Origin of the sequence: Pigmentiphaga litoralis (assembly GCF_014651835.1) — a bacterium.
GTDB classification, from domain to species: Bacteria; Pseudomonadota; Gammaproteobacteria; order Burkholderiales; family Burkholderiaceae_B; genus Pigmentiphaga; species Pigmentiphaga litoralis.
Genome location: NZ_BMXQ01000001.1, coordinates 1,696,846 through 1,713,847 on the forward strand (window position 1 = coordinate 1,696,846; position 17,002 = coordinate 1,713,847).

Genomic DNA, 17,002 nt, shown 5'->3' on the forward strand with positions numbered 1-17,002 from the left:
GCCTCGGTACTCAATAAGAACGCGGAAGATCCAGCAGGTGCTCGGCCACGTAAGCCAGGATCAAGTTGGTCGAGATCGGCGCAACCTGATACAGGCGCGTCTCGCGGAATTTGCGCTCGACGTCGTATTCGCACGCAAAGCCGAAGCCGCCATGCGTCTGCAGGCAGGTGTTGGCCGCTTCCCACGAGGCCTTGGCCGCCAGATACTTGGCCATGTTCGCGCTGGCGCCGGCAGGCTCGCCCGCGTCGTACTGCTGGCAGGCGCGCCAGCGCATCAGGTCGGCCGCTTCCACTTCGATGTGCGCTTCGGCGATTGGAAACTGCACGCCCTGGTTCTTGCCGATCGGGCGGTCGAACACGATCCGTTCGTTGGCGTAGTTGCGCGCCTTCTCAACGAACCAGCGGCCATCGCCAATACATTCGGCGGCGATCAGCGTGCGTTCCGCGTTCAGGCCATCCAGGATGTACTTGAAGCCCTTGCCTTCTTCGCCGATCAGGCTGTGCAGCGGCAGTTCAAGATTGTCGAAGAACAGTTCGTTGGTCTCGTGGTTGACCATGTTCAGGATCGGCCGGACGCTCATGCCGTTGCCGATCGCCTTTTCCAGGTCGACCAGGAAAATCGACAGGCCTTCGGACTTCTTCTTGACGTCGGCCAGCGGCGTCGTGCGGGCCAGCAGGATCATGTAGTCCGAGTGCTGCACGCGCGAGATCCACACCTTCTGGCCGTTGATGACGTACTTGTCACCCTTCCTGACGGCCGTGGTCTTGAGCTTGGTCGTGTCGGTGCCGGTCGTCGGCTCGGTCACGCCCATGGCCTGCAGGCGGGTCTGGCCCGATGCCAGGCGCGGCAGCAAGTCGCGCTTCTGCGCTTCCGATCCATGACGCACCAGCGTGAACATGTTGTACATCTGACCGTGCACGCTGCCGGAATTGCCGCCGCAGCGGTTGATCTCTTCCAGGATCACCGATGCTTCGGACAGGCCCAGGCCCGAGCCGCCGTATTCCGACGGGATCATGGCGGCCAGCCAGCCGGCTTCGGTCAGCGCATTGACGAAGGTTTCGGGAAACCCGCGGCGCTCGTCCACTTCGCGCCAGTAGGCGGCGTCATAGGACGCACACAAGGCGCGCACGCCTTCACGGATGTCCTGGAAATCTTCGGTGGTTTGCAACGGCATACAGTCCTCGTCAGTCGAATTCGATGTCGGCGCGCTGGGCGGCGCCCTGTTGGTTGGCGGCCCATACCTGTGCATGGCCCGGTTCGGTGATACGACCGCCGACATGGAACGCATCGGGTACGGTCAGCGCACGGACGCCGCGAAAAGCAAAAGTCTTGACCCGGGCGTCGGGGTTCGCGCGCACGAAGGAGCGCAGCGCAAGGGTCGCGATCAGCGGGCCATGCACCACCAGTCCGGCATAGCCCTCGACCTCGGTCACATACGGGAAGTCGTAATGGATGCGGTGACCATTGAAGGTCACGGCCGAATAGCGGAACAGCAGCGTGGGCGTCGGCGTCACGTCTTCGCGCCACTGCGGCTCGTCGACCGGCGTGTCGTCCTTCAGCTTGGGCGGCGTGGCTTCGCGGTAGACGATGTCGTGATCGTCGCGCAGGGCCAGCTGCCCTTGCTGCGAGATCTCGTGGCGCACGGTCACGAACAGCAGCGAGCCGGTGCGGCCGTGCTTTTCTTCGATGCGGGTGATGGTCGACACGCGATGCGCGTCGACCCCAACGCGCAGCGGCGCGTGGAATTCCAGCCGGCTGCCCGCCCACATGCGGTTGCGGCCTTCGGCGGGAGGCAGGAAGCCCCCACGGGCCGGGTGGCCGTCCTGACCGATGCCATCGGGCTGCACGGGTTGCTGGAAATAGGCCCAGTGCCAGAGCAGCGGCAAGGCGCCGCCGGGGGGCGGTGTCGGCTCGCCCAGGGTCGCGGCGATACGCACGGCAAGGTTGTGGCTGATCTGGTCGGTGCAGGTTTCGGTACGGCCCAGCCAGGGATTGGTGTCCATGCCCTTGGCCGCGTCGGCGGTGTCGTTGGTCGTCGCTGCACCCATGTCGCTGCATTCCTGTCGTCTATCCGGAGCGCTAGGATGCGGAAAGCAGTACCCTTCTGTAAATTCACATTTTTCTTACCCGGCGTTCGCCTGCCGCGAACGCCAATCCAGGATGCCATGCACTTCGATCTGGCCGACCTTCGGCTCTTCATCCAGGTAGCGCAGGGCCCGAGCCTGACGCAGGGCGCGCGGCGGGCCAGCCTGTCGCTCGCAGCAGCCAGCGCCCGCATCAAGGCCCTGGAAGGTCAACTCAATACCCGCCTGCTCTACCGCGACAGCCGCGGTGTCGAACTCACGCCGGCAGGCCAGCGGCTGCTGCAGCATGCGCGGCTGGTCATGCGGCAGGTGGATTATCTGAAAAATGAATTCACCGATTACGGGGGCGATGGCGCCGGGCATATCCGCATCTTTGCAAACACGACCGCCACCACCGAGTTCCTGCCCGAGATCCTCGCCCGCTTCCTGTCTACCCGACCCGGCGTCACCATCGACCTGCAGGAACGCCTGACGCGCGACATCGTGCGCGGCGTGGTCGACGGGTCCACCGACCTCGGCATCACCGCCGGTCCCATCGTTGCGCCCGAATTGCAGATGATCCACTTCAGCACCGACCGCCTCGTGCTGGTGGTGGCCAGTGACCACGCCCTCGCGGCGCGCGATGCCATCAAGCTCGAAGAGATACTTGAGTATCAACACATTGCCCTGCATGAAGGGAGCACCATGCTCGCGTTCCTGCGCGAACAGGTCGAGCAGCACGGCGTGTCCCTGCTGCTGCGTATTCAGGTGTCGAGCTTCGAAGCCGTGTGTCGCATGGTCGAAGCCGACGTCGGCATCGGCGTCATTCCCGAATCGTCCGCCCTGCGCCATCGGCAGACCATGGGCATCAAGATCATCGCGCTTGATGAACCGTGGGCCGTGCGCGAGCGCAGCATCCTGATCCGTGATCTGGAAGGCCTGCCCGGATGCGTGCATGCGCTGGTGGCGGCGATCAAGGCACATCAGGGAAGCGGCGCGTAAAAAAGCCCCGCCTCTTTGCAGAGAGCGGGGCTTTCATCGTCCCACCGGCACGCCGGCGGGACGGTCGCTACGGTACTTACGCGGCGCTGGTCGGCGTTGCGTCGGCAGCCGGTGCGTCGTTCGATGCAGGCGCAGCAGCAGGCGCCGGTGCGGCTGCAGGTGCAGCGGCCTTCTTGGCCGGCGCGCGCTTCGCGGCTGGCTTCTTGGCGGCTGCCTTCTTTGCAGCAGGAGCGGCGTCGGCAGACTTGGCAGCGGTCTTGGTCGACTTGGCCGACTTTGCAGCCTTGACCGGAGCGGCAGGCTTGGCAGCATCAGCAGCAGGCTTGGCAGCCGACTTCTTCGATGCCTTCGAAGCGCGCACGGCCTTCGTTGCCGGCTTGGCGGCGTCGGCTGGTTTGGCAGCAGCAGTCTTGACCGACTTGGCAGGCGCCTTCTTGGCGACGGCTTTCTTTGCGGCCGGCTTGGCGGCAGCAGGTTGAGCCGCAGCGGCGGGCTTCGTCGACGCCGACTTCTTGTCGGCGGCGACGACGGCCTTCGCTTCCTTCATCGCGGCCTTCATGGCTTTTTCGGCCAGGCTCAGACGCTGCGAGGCATCCTTGCGAGCAGCATCGGCGCGCGCGATGGCTTTCTTGGCGGCATCACCCAGACGGGTTGCCGTGGCTTCGAGCTTCGTCAGAACGTTCGAGCCGGCGGACTTCGCAGGCGCCGCTTTCTTGGCTACCGATTTTGTCGGGGCGACCTTTGCAGTCGTCACTTTCTTTTCCGCTGGTTTGGCGGATGCTTTACCGGTTTGCAGTTTTTTGACCATGTCTTTCTCTAGAGAGTCGAGCGCGCAGTGTTAATGCGACACGCTACTCTGTCAACCCTTATGTCAATAAAGAAGAAGCGACATCGCAACAGCGCATTGCTGGAACAAATCTCGCGATGCGTGAAGCGTGTCACCTTGATGCGATCGCTCCGACAACAGCCGGTCCCCAAGGCCCGGCCGTGCCGGCTCAACCGCCGAGGTAAGCCTCGACGAGACGATCGTCCTTGAGCAATTCCTGGCCGCTGCCGCTAAGGGCAATGCTGCCGTTTTCGAGCACATACGCGCGCTGCGCGATCTTCAGTGCCTGACGCACGTTCTGCTCGACGAGGAATATGGTGAGACCTTCACGATTGATCTCGCGAAGGGTGCGAAAGATCTCCTGCACGATGATCGGTGCCAGACCCATCGACGGTTCATCGAGCAACAGCAGACGCGGCTTGGCCATGAGCGCGCGGCCGATCGCAAGCATCTGCTGTTCGCCGCCCGACAGATTGCCGGCCATGCCATCGAGCCGCTCTTTCAGTCGCGGAAACAGATGGAACACATGCTCGAGATCGCTGCCGACCGAGCTGCGATCCTTGCGGGTGTACGCACCCAGCTCCAGGTTCTCGCGCACGGTCATGGTCGTCAGGATTGCGCGGCCTTCGGCCACCTGCACGACGCCGCGCTGCACGATCTTGTGGGGCGACAGCTTGCCAAGGTCTTCACCGTCGAACACGATGCTGCCGGCACTTTTCTTGACCAGGCCCGAGAGCGAGAGCAGCGTGGTCGACTTGCCCGCGCCATTGGAGCCGACCAGCGTCGTGATCTCGCCTTCGCGCAGTTCGAAGTCGATGCCCTTGACCGCCTCGATGTGTCCATAGGCAACCTTCAGGCCCGACACGTTCATCAGCGTACTCATGGAAGCACCTCTTCGTTGGCGGGTGTCTCGTCGTCGTCGGTGCCGAGATACGCTTCGATCACCATGGGGTTGCGGCGGATCTCGTCCGGTTCGCCTTCGGCAATGATGCGGCCGAAGTTGAGCACCGCGATGCGATCGCACAGGCCCATCACGAAACGCATGTCGTGCTCGATCATGAAGATCGTGTAACCACGTGCCTTGATGTTCTCGATCTCGCTCATGAGATCGACTTTTTCGCCGGTGTTCATGCCGGCCACGGGTTCGTCGAGCAACAGCAGCTTGGGTTCGGTCGCCAGCGCGCGCGCCAGTTCCAGCTTGCGCTGATCGCCGTACGACAGGTTGTCGGCAATGTCGTTGGCCTTGTGGTCCAGCTTGACCCACGACAGCAGTTCATGCGCCCGTTCACGCGCGCGCTTTTCCTGCGCACGGAAGCCGGGCAGGCTCAGGATCAGGCCGGCCGGTCCGTAGTTCAAATGACGGTGCATGCCCACGACCACGTTTTCCAGCAGCGTCATCTCCTTGAAGATGCGGATGTTCTGGAAGGTGCGCGCGATGCCGCGGCGGGTGATCTGGTGCGGCTTGATGCCCACCAGGCTCTCGCCGTTGAACGTCAGGCTGCCCCCGGTAGGCGGCAGCAGCCCGGTGATCAGGTTGAACACGGTCGTCTTGCCGGCGCCGTTCGGGCCGATCAGGCCAAAGATCGTGCCCTGCGGGACGGTGATGTTGACGTCCTGCAGCACGTGCAGTCCGCCGAAGCTTTTCGAGATGGAGGAAAGTTGCAGCATGTCAGTGTCCCCCCGGCTGCCGGCTGCGTCCGAACCAGCGGCGCATGCGCGTCGGGTCCCAGATGCCCTTGGGCAGGAACAGCACGATCAGGATCAGGATCAGGCCGTTGATGACGAGGCGGAAGTCGTTGAAGGCGCGAAGCATTTCGGGCAGCACGGTCAAAATCATGCTGCCGACGACCGGACCGGCGATGCTGCCGATGCCGCCCAGGATGGTCATGGTCAGGATTTCCACGCCGCGGTCAAAGCCGTATTCGTTGGGACCGATGAAGAAGGTCAGGTGCGCGTTGAGCGCGCCCGCCAGGCCCGCCAGCAGCGCGCCCAGCACGAAGGCCAGCAGCTTGGTGTTGTTGACGTCGACGCCCATCAGGCCCGCCGCCGTCTCGTCTTCCTTGATGGCCTCGAACGCTCGGCCGATCTTGGAGCGGCGCAGGCGATACAGCAGCACCAGGGTCAGCAGGACGGCCAGGCCGACATGCCACCACTGCGTCTGCTGAGGAATGCCGTTCAGGCCCAGCGCGCCGCCGGTCCAGGATTCTGTGTTCAGGATGAACACGCGCACGACTTCACCGAAGCCCAGCGTGGCCATGGCCAGGTACACGCCCGACAGCCTTAGCGTGGGCTTGCCGATGATGAACGCCACCAGCATGGGCGCCGCCATGCCGCCCAGCAGCGCAACAGGGAACGACACCTCGTAGTTCATCGTCAGGATCGCGGCCGTGTAGGCGCCGATACCCATGAAAGCCGCATTGGCCATTGCCAGCATGCCGCAGGCCAGCGTCAGCCAGATGGACAGCGCCAGCAACGCGTTGGTCCCCAGGCTGAGCACCAGGTTGCTGTACACCGACCAGAAATTGTCAAACCACTCCATGTCTTCTTTACCCTTTTATGCCTTGCGTTCCAGCACTTTGCCGAACAGGCCTTGCGGACGGACGAGCAGGATCAGGAACAACAGACCGAAAGCCACGGCGTCGCGCATCGTGGATCCCACGTACGCCACCGACAGCACTTCGGCAAAACCCAGGAACAGACCGCCGATCATCGCGCCGCGAATGTCGCCCATGCCGCCCAGGATGATGACCGCGATGCCCTTGTGCAGCATGGGCTGGCCCATCAGCGGGAACACCGCGTTCGAATAAAGGCCGATCAGCACGCCGGCAATGCCGCCCAGCGCCGCCGCCACGAAAGACGTCAGCAGGAACAGGCCTTCGACGTTGATGCCCAGAAGCGACGCTGCCTTGGGCGACTCGGCGATCGCCCGCAGCGCGCGGCCCAGCTGCGTCTTTTTCATCGTGTACATCAGCGCCGCCATGAGCGCGAAGGACACGAAGATGATGGTCAGTTCCATGACGGTGACGTGCATGCCGCCGATTTCGAGCGCGTCGTCGGGCGTGATGCCGGCCGGGAAGCGGATCGTCTCGGCGCCGAACACGCCCTGCATGCCGTTGTTGAGGACGATCGCCACGCCGATGGTGGCGATCATGGGAATCAGGTGAGGCGCATTGCGCTTGCGCAGGCGCTTGAGCACCAGCACGTCGATCAGCATGCCCAGGATCCCGCTGCCCACGGCGGATGCCACGACCGCGAGCCACAGCGGTGCATCGAGCTTGAGCACCAGTTGCAGCGCGATATAGGCGCCGGCCATGAAGACCGCGCCGTGCGACAGGTTGATGACGCCCAGCACCCCGAAGACAAGGGTGAAGCCGAGCGCGAACAGGGCGTAAACGCAGCCAAGCGAAAGCGCGTTGACGAGTTGCTGTTCCAGCATGACAAATTTCCAGCCTGAAAGGGACGGCGACACAACGTGCCGTCAGAAAACGTCAGGGGCGCGGAGCCAGGCTCCACGCCCCTGGGAATACCGCGGCAGCGCCGCGACAGCGTGTAGTGCGTCTTTCGGTTTTACTTCTCGATCACGTACTTGCCGCCCTTCGTGCTCATCACGATGGGGGTCTGCACGGCGTCATAGCCAGCCGGCTTGCCGCCCTTGCCCGCCGCCTGGCGGAAGCTGAAGGAACCGGTCGCGCCGCTCCACTTCACGGCCGGCAGCGCGTCGTGCAGCGCCTTGCGGTCGGCTTCCAGCTTGCCGGTCAGCGAGACCTTGCCGAGCGCCTGGGTCACGATATAGAACGCATCGTAGGCCTGGGCGGCGAACTGGTCAGGCGCCGCATTGTACTTGGCCTTGTAGGCGGCAATGAAACGCGTGTTTTCGGCGGTCTGGTTTTCGATCGACCACGGGCTGCCGACCCACAGGCCATCCGACTTTTCCTTGGCCAGATCGAAGATCCGGACCGAGTTCATGCCGTTGCCGCCAATGAAGGGCACGTTGATGCCCAGTTGGCGCGCGGCGACCATGATCGGGCCGCCTTCGGCGATCAGCGCCGACAGCACGATGGCGTCGGGGTTCGAGGCCTTGATCTTGGTGAGCTGGGCCTTGAAGTCCACGTCGCCCTTGGCGAAGGTTTCGGTCGTGGTGACCGGGATCTTCAGGTCTTCCAGGGCCTTCTTGAAGTTGTCGTAGCCGCTCTTGGTGAAGACGTCGTCATTGCCGTACAGCACGGCGACCTTCTTGATGTTGGCATGGCGCGCGGCGACCTTGATGGTTTCCGGCAGCACGTCGGCTTCCGTCACCGAATTGCGGAACACGTAGTCACCGATGGACGTGATGCCGTCGGCCGTATTCGAGGTGCCGAACACCGGGGTCTTGGCGCCCTGGGCGATCGGGTCGGCGGCCTGGGCGGAATTGGACAGCGTCGGGCCAAACACCATCAGGACCTTGTCCTGGAAAATCAGTTTCTTGAAGACGTTGATGGCTTCTTCTTTCTTGCCCTGTTCGTCTTCGATCACCAGCTTGATGGTGTTGCCATTCACGCCGCCCTTGGCGTTGACTTCTTCAGCGGCGAGCTGGAAGCCGTTGCGGATGGCATTGCCGTACTGGCCGGCGCCGCCCGACAGGGCCGCCGCGACACCGATCTTGACTTCGGCTGCGTGCGCAAACGACACCACGCCCAGGGCGGCCAGCGCCACGAGCGACTTGTTGAAAATTGGATTCATGCTCTGTTGTCCTTGTAGGCATCGGCTGCGTCGTTGCCAGGTGTCTTGGTGTCACCTGCGCAACCCGCCCATGCGTGGGGCGTCAGCCTGGCCGCATATTCTAGCGGCTGTCCGGATGCGCCACCACCGGCACGACCCTATCCCGTTCACGAAGCGTCTGCGCGGACACTGCGGCGTGGCGCTTGTGCCACGCATTCGGCACGCTGGCCGACGCCCCAGGGAAAATGCAGGCTTTCGCCAAGCCGACGCTGATAGAATCGGCGCGAACACGGCACTGTGTGCTCACCAACCGAATTCCGACGGCCCCAGCTTGCGCGGCCTGTGCACACTGCCATGCCTTCTTCCGCCCTTGTCGCTCCCCTGAACGTTTCCCTCGGCCACTACGACCCCGCGCTTGTCCTGCTGTCGGTACTTCTGGCCGTCTTTGCTGCGTGGACGGCGCTGCTCAATGCCGGATCCATCGAGCGGGCGCGTGAACCCGTCACGCGGGCGCTCGGTTTTGCGGCCGGCAGCATTGCGCTCGGGGGCGGCATCTGGGCGATGCACTTCGTCGGCATGCTGGCATCGCAGACCGGCAGCGCCGCCACCTATTCCGTAGGGATGACGGCGGCGTCCCTGCTGCCCGGCCTGGTGGCGGCCGCTGCGGCGATGGCCATCGTCCATATCCCACGGCCGGGTGCTGTCCGGCTGCTGCTGGGCGGCGCCGTGGTCGGCCTGGGCATTGCCGGCATGCATTACACCGGCATGGCGGCCATGCAGGTAGCAGGGGACGTGCACTACCACCCGGGCGGGGTCGCGCTGTCCGCGCTGGTTGCGGTTGGATTGGCGACGGTCGCCCTGTGGGTGCCTGGCCGCCTGCGCCAGGCCAAGCAGCTGCCAACGGGCTGGCGGCGCCTGGTCAGCGCGGTCGCCATGGGAATCACGGTGTCGGTCACCCACTACCTGGGCATGGGCGCGGCGCGGATCGGGATGCCCGCCCACGCGGTCGGCGCCGGCGGCCCGTCCAACGCGGCCTTCCTGGCCGTTGCCGTCGCGCTGGCCACCCTCGCCTTTACGTCGCTGGTCATCGCGATCAACGGCTTTCTGCGCTACCGCGAGCTGTTCAACGAACTGCGCGACAACGAAGCGCGCCAGCGCGCCCTGCTCGACACCGCCATCGACGGTGTCATTACCATTGCCGCCGACGGCACGATCGACGCCTTCAACCCGTCGGCCGAACGCCTGTTCCTGTGGACCCGCGACGAGATCCTTGGCCAGCCAGCCGAACGCCTGATCGCCGGTCCCTACCGCGCCGAACTGGCCGACTACCTGGGGCGCGCGCTGCGCGGGCGGCTGCCAGAAAGCGTGAACGGCCGCGAGGTGATGGCCGAACGCAAGGACGGCTCGCGCCTGCCGATCCGGCTGGCGATCGGGCACACCCACGTGGGCGGTCGTGATCTGTTCGTGGCCTTCGTGACCGACATTTCCGCCCGCAAGGACATCGAACGCGCGTTGCGCTCCAGCGAGCAGCAGTTCCGGTCCCTGATCGGCAATCTGCCTGGCATCGCGTACCGCAGCCTGGCCACCGCGAGCTACCCGATGGTGTTCATCAGCGAAAGTGTGGAACGCCTGACCGGGTACGCGGCGGCCGACTTTCTGTCGACCCCGCCGCGCGTGCGTTTCGGCGACCTGATCCATCCGGACGACGTTGCGCACGTGGATGCCGACGTCAGGCGCGCCGTGGCCGACGGGCAGCCCTTTCAGGTGGAATACCGCCTGCGCCACCGCAATGGCGAATGGCGCTGGATGTGGGAAAACGGCAGCGCCGTGCCGGACGATATCCCGGGCGCGCCACGGCGGCTCGATGGCGTGATCCTGGACGTGACCGCGCGCAAGGCGGCCGATTTCGATGTGCACCGCTTCCGCGCGATCGTGGCGTCGTCCGAAGACGCCATCATGAGCAAGGACTTGAGCGGCATCATCACGACGTGGAATCGCGGCGCGCAACTGCTGTTCGGTTTCACGGCCGACGAAGTGATCGGCCAGTCCATGCAGATCCTGTTTCCACCGGATCGCCTGGACGAAGAGCCGCTGATCCTGGCCCGCATCGCGCGCGGCGAGCGCGTGCATCATTTTGAGACCGTGCGGCGGCACAAAAACGGCCACCTGATCGATGTGTCGGCGACCATTTCGCCGATTCTGGACGACCGCAACCGCATCATCGGTGCGTCCAAGATCTCGCGCGACATCAGTGAACGCAAACGGATGGAAGCCGCGCTGCGCGACGCCAAGGAACAGGCCGAGCTGGCGGCCGCGGCGCGCACCGCTTTCCTGGCCAACATGAGTCACGAAATCCGCACCCCCATGAACGCGGTGCTGGGCTTTACCGACGTGCTGCTGCAGGGACGCCTGGACGCCGAACAGCGGCGTCACCTGGACACGGTGCGCAATTCGGCGCGATCGCTGCTGCGGCTGCTGAACGAAATCCTGGACACCGCCAAGCTCGATCGCGGCCTGGTCGATCTGGAATCGAACGAATTCAACCTGCTCAGCCTGATCGACGAGCTGTCGTCCACCATGGGCGCATCGGCGCGCGACAAGGGCCTGTCGCTGCACATTCGCTATGACGACAGCCTGCCCGGCGTTTTCCTGGGCGACGAACTGCGGGTGCGGCAGGTGCTGACCAATCTGCTTGGCAACGCGATCAAATTTACTGCCAGGGGAAGCGTCACGCTGTCGGTGCAAGCCGCAGGCGACATGCTGCATTTTCAGGTGAAGGACACGGGCATCGGCATTCCCGCCCACCGGCTCGACGCCATTTTCGATCCGTTCACGCAGGCCGATGCGTCCATGAGCCGGCGCTTTGGCGGCACGGGGCTGGGCACGACGATCAGTAAACAACTGGTGGAACTCATGGGCGGCAGGATCTCGGTCGACAGCACGGTCGATATCGGCAGCACCTTTCACGTCTGGCTGCCGCTGACCGCCGTGGCGGAAGACGCGACGCCCTTCAGCGCGCCCCGGCGCGCGGTGGCCCTGCCGGCCTTGCGTATCCTGCTGGCCGACGACGTACCGCAGAACCTGGAATTGCTGGCCCTGCTGCTGGAAGACCAGGGCCACACGGTCGCCACTGCCAGCGACGGCCTGGAGGCCGTGCGGCTCGCAACCCGCGAGCACTACGACGTCATCCTGATGGACGTGCAGATGCCTGGCATGGATGGCCTGGAAGCCACGCGGCGGCTCCGGATCGAGCAGGCGCTGGCAGGCGAACCTGCCACCCCGGTGATCGCGCTGACCGCCAGCGTCATGGACGCCGACCGCGACGCGGCACGCAAGGCGGGCATGGACGGCTTTGCATCCAAGCCCATCGATTTCCACACGCTATCGATGGAAATCGCCCGCCTGCTGCGCCTGAACCCGGCACGCGTCGCCGCGCTGCCGCCACGCTCGCCCGAACCTGCGGTGCTCGACACCTCCGCCGGCATCGCCCGCTGGACCGGCCAGGAAGCCTTCTACCGCCGTACGCTGCGCCGCTTTGCCAACGAACAGCGCGGCCTTGCCACGACGCTTGCCGACCTGCACCAGCGGCAGGATCGGCCTGGCCTGCGCGCCCTCGCTCACCGCATACGCGGCCTGGCGGCCAACCTGGGTCTGGATCGCCTGGCGGCGCTGCTGCAGGGCATCGATGAAGCCATTGCCGATGGCGACGAGGCCCGGGCCAGCGCGGCGCTTGCCGACCTGCCCACGCAACTCGATGCCGCCCTGCTGGCAATTCAGGACACACTTGCCGAGGCCGAACGCGCGCGGAAGTCTGTTCCTGCCGACCCCGCCGCGCCGCTCGACCTGCCGCGCGTGACCGGTCTGGTCAAGACCCTGTCGGCCGGCATGCGGCGCGGCCAGCTCGACGCCGCGCATCTGGAGGGCCTGATGACACTGATCGCCGGGCACGTGGACCGCGACGCGCTGGCACGGCTGCATTACCTGACCGACAACTTCGACTTTGCATCGGCAGCCGCAGAACTGGACGCACTGCTTGAACGCCTTTCCGCTCCGCACGAGGACGCCTCCTGATGCCCGCTCCTGCAAGCCATGCGCCGTTGATTCTGGCCGTCGACGACGAGGCCACCAACCTGCATCTGCTGCGGCAGATCCTGCAGGCCGACTACCGGCTCGTGTTCGCGAAAGACGGGGTGCGCGCCCTGGAACTGGCGCAGCAACAGCGGCCCGACCTGATCCTGCTCGACGTGATGATGCCTGGCGTGACCGGCTACGCCGTCTGCCGCCAGCTGAAGGCGTTGCCCGCGTTGAAAGACGTGCCGGTCATCTTCGTGACCGCGCTGGCCGATTCCGACGACGAGCTGGAAGGCTTTGACGCAGGGGCGGTCGACTACATCACCAAGCCGGTCAGCGCGCCCATCCTGAAAGCCCGCGTGCGCACGCACCTGTCCCTGGTGCAGGTCCAGCAATTGAAGGACACGCGCCTGCAGATCGTGCAGCGCCTGGGCCTGGCCGCCGAATACAAGGACAACGAGACCGGCATGCACGTGATCCGCATGAGCCACTATTCACGCCTCCTGGCGCTGGCCGCCGGACTCGACGCGCAACAGGCCGAAGATATCCTGCACGCCGCGCCGATGCACGACGTCGGCAAGATCGGGATTCCGGATGCGATCCTGCAGAAACCCGGCCCCTTGAATCCGGATGAACTGAAGGTGATGCGCGACCACGTGCGCATCGGGGGCCAGATCATCGGCGAACACACACACGGACTGCTGGCCACCGCCGCGCGCATTGCACTGACGCACCATGAAAAATGGGATGGCAGCGGCTATCCGGCCGGCCTGCAGGGCGAGGCGATTCCCCTGGAAGGACGCATTGCGGCCATTGCGGATGTGTTCGATGCCCTGACGACAGTACGGCCGTACAAGGCAGCGTGGAGCGAGGCGGATGCGGTGGCGTATCTAATGGACCAGCGCGGCAGGCATTTCGACCCGGCGCTGGTCGACCTGTTCATCGGCTGTCTGGATCAGGTCAGGGAAGTGATGCGGCAGTGGCCGGAGCCGTCGCCGGTGGCGTGATCGGCCAAGGCACGGCGATCACGGCGGCGCAGTCATCACGGCTGCGTCGCCATCGCAGCGGTGCAGGAATTAGAGCGGCGCCACCACGCCCGTCGATGCGTGTCGGAAAAACCGGCCCAACTCATTGGCCAGTTCGTTGAGCGCCTTCATTTCATGCGGCAGGATCTTGCGGACCTCGTCCACCTTGTTCCAGTCACCGTAGATCAGCGCCACCGGATGGTTGTCGGTCACGACCGGCAACAGCACGAAGGCTTCGGCGTCGGGCAGCAGGCGCTTGAACCAGGGCGGAATGTGCGCGCTGAATTTCGGGTCGCGCGCGTTCTCGATGAAGATCCCGATCGAATTGCTGATTGCCAGGTGGAACACATCCACCGAAAACGATTCATCAAAGCGCAGGGCGGGCAGCAGATCGTTGGTATGCGGGCCCAGGCCCATCCTGGCCTGGAACACATTGCTGCGGGCATCACGTACGAACACGATGGTGCGTGACAGCCGCAGGCTGGCCAGCACCGTTTCGGACGCCATGCTCAATACCGGCGCCAGCGCGTTTTCAGACGGCAGCGAGCGCAGGTCGTCCAGGCCAAAGCGAATATTCTGCTCGGCGTCGCCTTCGGCCAGCGCCGACTGCATGCGCAGTTCGTCGATTTCCTTGATGAACTGCTGGCTTTCCTGCTCGCGTTCCATGCCGGTGACGATGTCCATCAGCACCGACGGCGGCACCGACAGCAGCTTGCCGTATTCCAGGGCCGTGCGCTTGAGGCTTTGCGCACGCGCCATCGCATCGGCGCTGGGCAGCGTCATGTCGTGCGAGACCTTGGTGGAAAAGCTGGCGATCGCCTGCAACCAGGTGGCGCCCGAAATCGGCACGTCCGGGTCCGCGTCGGGATCGGCCTCGAACGCCTTCATCCCTTCGCGGATGATCGGCGGCAAGCCCCAGCGCTCGGCCACTTCTTCGCCCAATTCTTCGAAGCAGATTCCCAGCACGGCCACGCACGCCAATTCTTCATCGCAATTTTCGCGCGTCGCGTGGTCGCGGATCTGGTTCCATTCGTTTTCGAGATAGAACAGGCACAGCAGCTTGCCCAGCTGACGCATGAGCGTGCACACCACCGCTTCTTCGCCAACCAGCACGTCGCGCGATTCGCTCACCTTGCGGGCGACATGACTCGCCAGCATGGTGCGGTTCAATTCCATCTTGGCTTCGATGCGGCGGGTGGTCGACTGCTGGAAGTGGTCGACCAGCTTCAGGCCCAGCACCACGTGCCCCACCGCTTCCATCCCAAGGACCATCAACGCGCGCGACACGGTCGTGATGTTGCCGCCGAACGCCATGTACATGGCGGAGTTGGCCAGGCGGATGACGCGTTGCGTCAGGGTGAAGTCGGACAGCACGACCTGGACAAGCGCAGTGAAATCGTAGTCGTTACCCTGCATCGCGGAGATGGTGGTCCGCAGGGAATTCGACAGCATCGGAAAGTCGCCGCGCTCATTGATGCGCAACCACAGCTTCCTGATCACTGCGTTCTTGTCTTGGGGATCCGGCATAAGGGACTGCAATTAGGTGGACATCTGCATGTCATTGTTTCTGCGTACGCAGCATGCCTTGCTGGAATTTTTCCGTCAACTCGGCGCTCGGCAGCGCTTTGCAAATAAGCCACCCTTGTATCAAGTGACATCCGCGGGCCGTGAGCATGGCAAGTTGTTCCTGCGTTTCCACCCCCTCGGCGACGAGTTGCAATTCCAGCGTCTTGGCCAGTCCGACCACCGCGTCGACGATCGCCTGATCGTTGCGCGACGTCGGCAGGTCGGTAATGAAACGCCGGTCGATCTTGAGGGTGGCCAGCGGAAAACTCTGCAGATACGCGAGGCTGGAATAGCCGGTGCCGAAATCGTCGACCGCAAAGCGGATGCCGAGCTCGGCCAGGTCTTCGAGCAGGCCCTTGGCGTGCAGCGGATCATGCATCAGCACGCTTTCAGTGATTTCCAGCACGATGCGCCGCGGCGACACGCCAGTCAGCGCAACGGCGTCGCGCACCACCGACGCAAACCGGGTGTCGCGGAATTGCTGCGGCGACACGTTCACGCTGGCGTATTGCAGGTGGATGCCCAGGCGGTCCCATTGCATGAGCTGCATGCAGGCGTTGCGCAGCGCCCAGTCGCCCAGGAACCCGATCAGCCCGGCCGACTCGGCCAGCGGAATGAACACGCCGGGCGGCACGGCGCCGTGCACCGGATGCTGCCAGCGCATCAGCGCTTCGATGCCGACCACATAGTTGTCGAACGGGTCGTAGATCGGCTGGTAGTGCAAGGAGAACTCGCCGTTCCGGATGCCGTTGTGCATGTCGGACTCGAGCTTGAGCGTGTCGGTCCGGGCCGGCAGGCTGTAGGGCGCATAGAACGCGAACGAGCTGCCGCCTTCCTTGCGCGCCTGCACGATGGCTTCGTCCGCCAGCCGCAACAGCTGGCCGTTGTCATTGGCCGCATCGGGAAACACGACGGCGCCGATCTTGATCGACAGCTGCAGGTTCTGCCCATGGTGCGTGTAGGGCTGCAGGATGGCGTCAGAAATGCGGCGCGCGACTTCCTGCACATGGGCCCGACCGGGAATGTTGCGCAGCAGGACCAGGAAGGAGTCGCTGTCGCACCGCGCGACGAACTCGCGCGCATGGACGGCCGACTTCAGGCGCGTAGCGATTTCGGACAGGACCAGGTCGCCCGCTTCGTAGCCGAAGGCCTGGTTGACGCGGTGGTACTCGTCGACGTCGATCAGCAGCAGCGCCAGCTGCGATTCGGTGGCATTGGCTTCGTGCTTGGCGCGTTCGATCTCGCGGCGCGCCGACGCCAGGTTGTCGAGCCCGGTCAGCGCGTCGTGATGCATTTCGTAAGTCAGGCGTTCTTCTTTGGCCGCCCACGCCGACATGTCCTGCGCGATCACCAGCCATTCTCCCGGCTGCGACAGATCCGGCACGATCCGCAGTTCGACCAGTTGCGGGTAGGTCAATGTCTTGACCAGATGCAGGGTGCAGCGCTGCAGGTCGCCGGTCAGCCGCACGCGCTCCAGCGTCGCATTCAGAATCGCCTGTTCGTTCGCCGGCACCAGGTCGGCCAGCGTGACGATCTTCAGGTATTCGCGGTGATAGCCGATAAAGGCCAGCCCAGGCTCGGACACATAGGTAAAGCGCCCACGCGCGTCGATACGCGCGAGGAAGTCGATGGCCTGCTCCAGGGCAGCGAGCGGCGGGGAAAGGACGTCTTGCAGATGAGAATGCATAGGCTACAGGCGGCAGGAAGGATCACGACGACCGGCCTGCCCTGTCGTGGTCCACAGCGAAGCA

Annotated in this window: 13 protein-coding genes; 3 read left to right on the forward strand and 10 right to left on the reverse strand. The window is 64.5% G+C overall.

Annotated features, from left to right (window positions below; all coding sequences use genetic code 11):
• Nucleotides 1-10: 10 nt before the first annotated feature.
• Complete coding sequence (locus IE116_RS07510; RefSeq protein WP_189611195.1) at nt 11-1,174, reverse strand: acyl-CoA dehydrogenase family protein; 1,164 nt, start codon at nt 1,172-1,174, stop codon at nt 11-13.
• A 10-nt stretch (nt 1,175-1,184) separates the two neighbouring features.
• Nucleotides 1,185-2,048 (reverse strand): HTD2 family dehydratase, encoded by an 864-nt coding sequence (locus tag IE116_RS07515; protein WP_229828043.1) that lies wholly within the window; start codon nt 2,046-2,048, stop codon nt 1,185-1,187.
• Between the two features lie 117 nt (nt 2,049-2,165).
• Between IE116_RS07515 and IE116_RS07520 the strand changes: the two genes are divergently transcribed.
• The gene (locus tag IE116_RS07520; protein WP_189611197.1) at nt 2,166-3,065 is read left to right on the forward strand and encodes a LysR family transcriptional regulator; all 900 of its coding nucleotides are present in this window, start codon (nt 2,166-2,168) and stop codon (nt 3,063-3,065) included.
• A gap of 76 nt (nt 3,066-3,141) precedes the next feature.
• On the opposite strand, the gene IE116_RS07525 is transcribed toward IE116_RS07520, so the two are convergent.
• The 6 genes from IE116_RS07525 to IE116_RS07550 form a co-directional block, all read right to left on the reverse strand.
• Nucleotides 3,142-3,819 (reverse strand): histone, encoded by a 678-nt coding sequence (locus IE116_RS07525; protein ID WP_229828044.1) that lies wholly within the window; start codon nt 3,817-3,819, stop codon nt 3,142-3,144.
• A gap of 241 nt (nt 3,820-4,060) precedes the next feature.
• Entirely contained in the window at nt 4,061-4,774 is a 714-nt protein-coding gene (locus IE116_RS07530) for an ABC transporter ATP-binding protein (protein WP_189611199.1), read from the reverse strand.
• Complete coding sequence (locus IE116_RS07535) at nt 4,771-5,559, reverse strand: ABC transporter ATP-binding protein (RefSeq protein ID WP_189611201.1); 789 nt, start codon at nt 5,557-5,559, stop codon at nt 4,771-4,773. The genes IE116_RS07530 and IE116_RS07535 overlap by 4 nt, the downstream gene beginning before the upstream one ends.
• A 1-nt stretch (nt 5,560) precedes the next feature.
• Entirely contained in the window at nt 5,561-6,430 is an 870-nt protein-coding gene (locus IE116_RS07540; protein ID WP_189611203.1) for a branched-chain amino acid ABC transporter permease, read from the reverse strand.
• Between the two features lie 15 nt (nt 6,431-6,445).
• The gene (locus IE116_RS07545; RefSeq protein WP_189611205.1) at nt 6,446-7,327 is read right to left on the reverse strand and encodes a branched-chain amino acid ABC transporter permease; all 882 of its coding nucleotides are present in this window, start codon (nt 7,325-7,327) and stop codon (nt 6,446-6,448) included.
• Between the two features lie 131 nt (nt 7,328-7,458).
• A complete protein-coding gene (locus tag IE116_RS07550) occupies nt 7,459-8,610 on the reverse strand; it encodes an ABC transporter substrate-binding protein (RefSeq protein WP_189611207.1) in 1,152 nt (383 codons plus the stop codon).
• A gap of 333 nt (nt 8,611-8,943) precedes the next feature.
• On the opposite strand from IE116_RS07550, the gene IE116_RS07555 reads away from it, so the two are divergent.
• Both IE116_RS07555 and IE116_RS07560 read left to right on the forward strand, forming a co-directional pair.
• Nucleotides 8,944-12,660 (forward strand): PAS domain S-box protein, encoded by a 3,717-nt coding sequence (locus tag IE116_RS07555; RefSeq protein WP_189611209.1) that lies wholly within the window; start codon nt 8,944-8,946, stop codon nt 12,658-12,660.
• On the forward strand, nt 12,660-13,667 hold the full coding sequence (locus tag IE116_RS07560) for a response regulator (protein WP_189611211.1): 1,008 nt from the start codon (nt 12,660-12,662) through the stop codon (nt 13,665-13,667). The genes IE116_RS07555 and IE116_RS07560 overlap by 1 nt, the downstream gene beginning before the upstream one ends.
• Nucleotides 13,668-13,736: 69 nt before the next feature.
• On the opposite strand, the gene IE116_RS07565 is transcribed toward IE116_RS07560, so the two are convergent.
• Entirely contained in the window at nt 13,737-15,212 is a 1,476-nt protein-coding gene (locus IE116_RS07565) for an HDOD domain-containing protein (RefSeq protein ID WP_189611212.1), read from the reverse strand.
• A gap of 31 nt (nt 15,213-15,243) precedes the next feature.
• On the reverse strand, nt 15,244-16,938 hold the full coding sequence (locus IE116_RS07570; protein ID WP_189611214.1) for a putative bifunctional diguanylate cyclase/phosphodiesterase: 1,695 nt from the start codon (nt 16,936-16,938) through the stop codon (nt 15,244-15,246).
• Nucleotides 16,939-17,002: the final 64 nt, after the last annotated feature.